A 6,867-nucleotide genomic window follows, 5' to 3' on the forward strand; every position below is an offset into this window, starting at 1 on the left:
GTCGGAACGTTCCGACACGATCGCCTGAGCGTCGGGCTGGCGCTCGGCCCCGCGGGGGAGCGGGCGTACCTCCGCGAATCGACCGGGGACGTGATCGCCGTCACGCCGACGAACGACGACGATCCGGGCGGGACGTCCGGGAGTGGGAACGAGACCGAGGACGGAAACGAAACACGAGGCGGGAACGAATCCGGAGACGGAACGCGTGCCGACCGCGCCGACGACGCGGACGGGAGCGACCCCGACTTCTCGCCGCGGGTCGACGCGCCCGACTGGCGGGCGTCGCTCGCCGACGTGATCGGGGAGCCGGCCGCGGGGACGGAGCCGGTCGAACGCCGGGAGGCCGAGCCGATCGCGGCCGACGGAGCGGGCGCGTACGTCGGGAGCGGGTCGCTCGTGATCGCCGCCCGAGAGGGGGACGTCGACTGGGCGGTCGCGGTCGACGGGGACGTCCGCGGACTGTGGTGTGGCGACGCCGGGGGTCCCGACGGCGTCGTCGTCGCGGCGGCCGACGCGGTCGTCGCGCTCGCGCCCGACGGCTCCCGTCGGTGGCGTCGCGAGTCCGGGGCCGGATCGGCCCTCGTCGTCGACGGCGACCTCGTCCTGCTTCGTGAGGGCGACGACCTGCTCGCACTCGATCTCGTCGACGGCGCGGAGGCGTGGCGAACCGGGATCGACGGCGGCGGGCCGCCGCCGACGGTGACGGGCGACCGCGTCGCCGCCGTGAGCCGGGGCACGCTCCGCGTCCTCGACCGCGACTCCGGCGAGCCGCTGTGGCGGAGCGGGATCGCGCCCGGTCGCGACCGGAGCCGCTCCCTCGTCGTCGGCGCGGAGCGGGGATACTTCGTCGACCGGGACGGCGACGCGGTCGCGGTCGGTTCCGAGGATTCCGGCGGCGGCCGGGCCTGGACGCGGCGACTCGAGACTCGATCGTCGACGCCCGTCGACGGCTGGATCGACGGCGAGACGGTCGCGTTCGCGTTCGACACCGGCGAGTTCGTGTGGCTCCAGCGGTACGACGAGGACCCCGGACTGCTGTGACACCCCGGTCCCACCACGCTTTTCGCACCCCGGCGTCTACGTCGACGCGATGAACGCCGTCACGCTCGGTCCCGCCGGCACGTACTCCCACCGCGCGGCGCGGGCCGTCGCCGCAGAGGTGTCGTTCCGCGAGTCGGTCACCGCCATCGTCGACGCCGTCGCGAGCGACGAGTTCGAGCGCGGGGTCGTCCCCATCGAGAACAGCATCGAGGGGTCGGTCTCCGAGAGCCTCGACGCGCTCGCCGACCACGAGGTCGCGGTCACCCGCGAGGTCGTCACCCCCATCCGGCACGCGCTGCTCGCGCAGTCGTCGGAGTTCGACCTCGTCGCCAGCCACTCGCAGGCGCTCGCGCAGTGTCGCAACTGGCTGGAGGCGAACCATCCCTCGGCCGGGCTGGAGGCGGTCGCCTCGACCGCCCGCGGGGTCGAGCGCGCCCGCGAGGACGCCCGCGTCGCCGGCATCGGCCACCCCGACAACGCCGGCGACGACCTCGAGATCCTCGCCGCGGACATCCAGGACCGCACCTCGAACGCGACCCGCTTCCTCGTGGTCGGCCCGACGAGCGCGCGCTCGGAGGCCGGCGGGAAGACCACGCTCATCGTCTACCCGAACGCCAACTACCCCGGCCTCCTGCTCGAACTGTTGGAGGCCTTTGCCGACCGCAACCTCAACCTCTCGCGGATCGAGTCGCGCCCGAGCGGCGAGCGGCTCGGCGACTACCTCTTCCACTTCGACGTCGAGGCCGGCCTCTACGAGGACCACATGGCGAAGGCGGTCGAGGACGTCGAGGCGATCGCCGACAACGGCTGGGTCCGAGTGTTGGGATCGTACGACACCCAGCACGTCCTGGAGTAGGACGTCTCGACGGGCCGATCGCCTTCCTCCCGCCTACTCGAACCGGTACGTCGCGCCGTCGGGACCGTCCTCGATCTCGACGCCCACGTCGCGCAGGGCGTCCCGGAGCTCGTCGGCGCGCTCGTAGTTGCCCGCCTCGCGCTCGGCCTCGCGGACGTCCAGGACGAGTTCGACCACGTCGCCGGCGAGGTCGACGTCGCCGTCGGTGGCCGCGTCGAACTGGAGGCCCAACACGTCGCCGCCGAGCTCATCGAACGCCTCGACGGCCTCGCGGAGCCCGCGGTAGTCGTAGGGGGGATCCGCGTCGACGTGGCGGTTCACGGCGTCGGTGAGCTCGAGGAGCGCCGCGGTCGCCTCCCGGAGGTTGAGGTCGTCGTTCATCGCGGTCTCGAAGTCCTCGCGGGCGTCCGCGACCGCCCGGCGCAACTCCTCGTCGACGGTCTTCGCGTGCGCGTCGACGGAGTCGAGCGCGTCGACCGCGCGCTCGTGGGTCCGTGAGAGCCGCTCGAAGCGCTCCTCGGCCTCCGCGATCGTCTCCTCGGTGAGCGCCTGCTCGGAGCGGTAGGCCGCCCCGGCGTAGAACGTCCGGACCACGTTGACGCCGAGTTCCTCCAGGGCGTCCGGCACGGTCCAGAAGTTGCCGACGGAGGAGGACATCTTCTCGCCGTCCATCGCCAGCAGGCCGACGTGGAGCCAGTGACGGACGAACTCCTCGCCGGTCGCCGCCTCCGACTGGGCGATCTCGTTCTCGTGGTGCGGGAAGACGAGGTCGCGACCGCCCATGTGGACGTCGAGGGTCTCCCCCAGGTGCGTCGTCGACATCGCGGAACACTCCACGTGCCAGCCGGGGCGCCCCTCACCCCACGGCGACGCCCACGTCTCGCCCGCGGGGACCGCGTCGCCGTGGTCGTGTTTGGCGTGCTCGCGGGCGGCGGTCTCGCTCACGCCACCGGCCTTCCAGAGCGCGAAGTCCGCGGGGTGGCGCTTCTCCGACCGCTCGTCCGGCTCGCCCTGCGCCTCCAGCTCCTCGACGTCCTGGTTCGAGAGCGTGCCGTAGTCGTCGAACGTCGTGACGTCGAAGTAGACGGAGCCGTTCGACTCGTAGGCGTACCCCTTCTCGACCAGCGTCTCCACGAGGTCGACGATCTCCGGGACGTGCTCGGTGACGCGGGGGTACACCTCCGCGCGCAGCAGGTTCAGCCCGCGCATCGCGTCGAAGGTGCGCGCCGTGAAGGTCTCGGCCACGTCCCGCTCCTCGGTCCACCCCTCGCGTTCGCCCACGCGGGCCGTGATCTTCTCGTTGACGTCGGTGACGTTCTCGACGTGGCGCACGTCGTAGCCGAGGTGCTCGAGCCACCGGTGGAGCACGTCGGCGTGGAACCAGAGCCGGGCGTGCCCGAGGTGGGGGTCGTCCGACACCGTCAGTCCACAGACGTACAGCGTGACGTCGCCGTCGGCCGTGAACTCGACGCGCTCGTCTTCCAGGGTGTCGGTAACGACGAGACTCATTACGCGCCGGTACCCGCGGGGAGGCTTTGAAATCGTCGGATCGTCGCCGGAGCGGGGTGCTCGGACGGGTCGCCGGGAAGGCTACAACGCGAACCTGACCCATCCGATCGGTTATGAAACCGGGACCGAAACGTCGATCCACCGATGGACCAGCACGCGACCGCCGGCGCCGACGCAACGGACGGCGCCGAGCCCGCCGCCGGCGACGACCCGCCAGCCCGAACCGCCGCCGGCGACGACCCGACACTCAGCACCGACGCGGTCGCCCTCCCGGACGGCCGCGAGATCGCCTACTCGGTCTGCGGTCCCGCGGACGGGTCGCCGGTCGTCCTCCACCACGGCACGCCCGGCTCGCGGCTGTTCGCGGCCCTGCTCGCCGACGCCGCCGTCGACGCGGGGATCCGGCTCGTCACTCCCGACCGCCCCGGCTACGGGCGCTCCTCGTCGCCCCCGGACGGCTGGGGCCCGGACGACTGGCGCGAGGACCTGCGCGCGGTGCTCCGCGCGGAGTCGATCGACCGGGCGGGCGCGTGCGGCTTCTCCGGGGGCGGCCCGTTCGCGATCGCGGCCGCCGAGGGCGACCGGATCGCCCGCCTCGCGCTCGTGAGCACGGTCGTCCCGCCGAGCGACGAGGGGCTCGCCGGGCTCGCCCGGATCCCGTACGCGATCCGGCTCCTCTTCCCGCTCTTCGGGAGGGTCGCGTCGATCTCGGGGCCGGAGGCGGTCGTCTCCCAGTACACCGACCGGGCGGTCCCTCCGGCGGTCGCGCGGGCGACGGCCGCGGACTTCCACGAGGCGCTCTCCGGCGGGCTGCTCGGGGGCGGCGCGAGCGCGGTCGAGCGCGAGAGCCGGTCGTTCGCCACCGACGCGGTCGACCCCGACCGGCTCGCCCTCCCGGTCCGCGCGTGGCACGGGGTCCGCGACGACAACGCCCCGATCGCGCCGGTCGAGGCGTTCGCGGACGCCTGCGGCGGGACGCTTCGCGCCGTCGACGCCGACCACCTCGGGACGCTGCTCGACCGCGGGTCCGAGGTCCTTCGGTGGGCCGCGCCCGAGTAGCGGCCTCGATCCCCCGCGCTACTGCCGGGAGCCGACGTCGGTCCGGAAGGTCACCTCGTACCCCGCCTCCCGGACCGCCTCGACGACGCGCTCCATGTGGGCCGGGCCGTTCGTCTCCACCTCGAAGACGAGGTCGGCGTCGCCGACGGGGAGGTCCGGCCGGCTCCGCTCGTGGCGGACGGTGCGGATGTTCGCGCGCTCGCCGCCGATCAGCGTCGCGATCTCGCCCATCTTCCCCGGCGTGTCGTCGATGCGGACGGTGAGCTCGACCAGCTGGTGGCGGTCGACCAGGGCGTGGGTCAACACCTCCTGGAGCGACGTGATGTCGATGTTGCCGCCACACAGCAGCGGGACGACCGTCTCGCCGGCCAGCTCCAGCTCCTCGACGATCCGGTCGTCGAGGAGCGCGGCCGCGGCGGTCGCGCCCGCGCCCTCGACCATCTGTTTCGCGCGCTCCAGAAGGAGGAGGATCGCGGCGGCCACGTCGTCGTCGCTGACGACCACCACCCCGTCGAGGTGTGCCTCGAGGAGGTCGAAGGTGAGGTCGCTCAGTCCGCCGGTGGCGATCCCGTCGGCGATCGTGTCGGGCTCCTCGCGGGTGACCAGCTCGCCGGCGGCGAGGCTCTCCGAGAGCGTCGAGGCCCCCTCGGTCTGGACCCCGACGACGCGCACGTCGGGATCGCGCGCCTTCACCGCGGTCGCGACCCCGCCCGCCAGCCCGCCGCCGCCGACGGGGACGAGCACGGTGTCGACGGCGGGGGCCTGTTCGAGCACCTCGAGCCCGATAGTGCCCTGTCCGGCGACGACGTCCGGGTCGTCGAAGGCGTGGACGAACCGCGTTCGCGGGTCGTCGACGAGCGTCCGCGCGTGGGCCATCGCCTCGGCGAAGACGGCCCCTTCGAGGACCACGTCGGCCCCGTACGATCGGGTGGCCTCGATCTTCGCGCCCGGCGCGGACTCGGGCATCACGATCGTCGAGTCGAGCCCCGCCGCGGTCGCCGCCAGCGCGACCCCCTGCGCGTGGTTGCCCGCGCTCGCGGCGACGACCCGCTCGGCCGACGGGTCCGACTCCACGAGCCGGGAGATCGCGTTGTACGCGCCGCGGGGCTTGAACGAGCCGGTGCGCTGGAGGTGTTCCATCTTCAGCCTGACCTCCGCGCCGCACCGCTCGGAGAGCGACCGGCTCCGCTGGACGGGGGTACGCTGGACGATGTCGGCGTCGGCGAACCGCGCCGCCGCGGCCTCGACGTCGTCGATCGTGACTCGGGACATGGGCGGCCGGTTCACGCCCGGACGCGAAAAGGACTCGGTTGCGGAACCGCGTTTCACCTCTCCGCGGCGGCGCGTGCCGTGAGCGCCCCGGCGGGGCGCGAACGCACCGCGCGAGGGAGGCGACCGACCGGAGCGACGCGGAGGGCGGCCGCCGAGGCTGGGGAGGCGTGAGGTGCGGTTACGGAGGGGGTGAGGACTCGACGGGGCAGCCGCGCGAGCCCTCGCGGCTGGGGCTTTGGAGACGGTCGTCGTCGTCCGGTCACGTATTCACTCGTCCTCGACGGCCGGAACCGCGGCCAGCGCGTCCTCGACGACCCGGAGCGCGCTCGCCCCGTCGCGCCGTCCCACGACCACGACGAGCGAGCCGTCGTCGTCCCCCGACACCCCGACACCCGAAACCGCGTCCCCCGCGGCCGCGACCCCCGCGGCCGCGACCGCCACGCCGGCCGCGTCGAGACGAGCGAGCGCGGCCGCCAGCGCGGCGGCGTCGACCTCGCCGGTCGCGAGCAGCGCGGTGTGGGAGCCCTCGGGGACGACCGCCGCGCCGCCGACCCGGAGGAGGGGGTCGCCGGACCCCGAGTCACCGGCCCCTCCGGACTCGCCGTCACCCGCGATCCCGACGCCGCTCCGTATCGTGACGCTCGCGGTTCGGTCCGCGGTCGCGTACGCCGGGAGCTCCTCGCGGAACCGCCGGAGCGCGGTCGCGACCGCGTCCGGGTCGCCGTCGAGGTCGGCCGACTCGAGAAGCCACGCGGCGGCCGCGCTGTGGTTCAGGACCCCCGCGCGGAGCGCGTCGAGCAGGAAGGGACGATCCCGCACCGCCTCGCGGGTGTCGGCTGCCAGCGACATGCCCGCCCCTGCGCGCGCGGTCGGCATGGCGGTTTCGGTCGGGTTCGCTTTTCGGTTCGGTGACTCTATTGAATTCCTATTCTTCAAACACGTTATTGCCTGAAACAGCTGAGCACTGAGAGTTGTTATAGAACGGGTGTTTCGTGTGTGATCGGGGTGAGTAGAAGGCGATCGTTGCTGGCGTGGTGAACATCTCCAAAGCCCCAGTCGCGAGGACTCGATGCGCTCGCTGTGCTCCTCGGTCGCTCGTTTCACTCGCTCCCTGCGGTGTCGCCGGCGGC

At 73.2% G+C, this 6,867-nt stretch carries 6 protein-coding genes; 3 read left to right on the forward strand and 3 right to left on the reverse strand.

What is annotated here, in order from left to right; genetic code table 11:
• The coding region (locus tag DJ70_RS13030; RefSeq protein ID WP_143421029.1) for an outer membrane protein assembly factor BamB family protein at positions 1-1,041 on the forward strand (1,041 nt) is incomplete at its 5' end.
• A 49-nt stretch (positions 1,042-1,090) separates the two neighbouring features.
• Positions 1,091-1,897 carry a prephenate dehydratase gene (pheA, locus tag DJ70_RS13035; RefSeq protein WP_094533700.1) on the forward strand — a complete coding sequence of 269 codons (807 nt, stop codon included), beginning with the start codon at positions 1,091-1,093 and terminating at the stop codon, positions 1,895-1,897.
• Between the two features lie 33 nt (positions 1,898-1,930).
• Here pheA and cysS read toward each other — a convergent pair whose 3' ends face one another.
• Positions 1,931-3,406: a cysteine--tRNA ligase gene (gene cysS / locus DJ70_RS13040; protein WP_094533702.1), complete on the reverse strand. Its 1,476-nt coding sequence runs from the start codon at positions 3,404-3,406 to the stop codon at positions 1,931-1,933.
• A gap of 144 nt (positions 3,407-3,550) precedes the next feature.
• On the opposite strand from cysS, the gene DJ70_RS13045 reads away from it, so the two are divergent.
• Entirely contained in the window at positions 3,551-4,465 is a 915-nt protein-coding gene (locus DJ70_RS13045; protein ID WP_094533704.1) for an alpha/beta fold hydrolase, read from the forward strand.
• 18 nt (positions 4,466-4,483) lie between these two features.
• Here the strand turns inward: DJ70_RS13045 and ilvA are convergent, their stop codons facing one another.
• Positions 4,484-5,737: a threonine ammonia-lyase gene (gene ilvA, locus DJ70_RS13050; RefSeq protein WP_094533706.1), complete on the reverse strand. Its 1,254-nt coding sequence runs from the start codon at positions 5,735-5,737 to the stop codon at positions 4,484-4,486.
• 267 nt (positions 5,738-6,004) lie between these two features.
• Positions 6,005-6,586, reverse strand: a complete 582-nt coding sequence (locus DJ70_RS13055; protein WP_094533708.1) for a DUF7523 family protein — start codon at positions 6,584-6,586, stop codon at positions 6,005-6,007.
• Positions 6,587-6,867: the final 281 nt, after the last annotated feature.

This window comes from Halorubrum halodurans, from assembly GCF_002252985.1.
GTDB lineage: Archaea > Halobacteriota > Halobacteria > Halobacteriales > Haloferacaceae > Halorubrum > Halorubrum halodurans.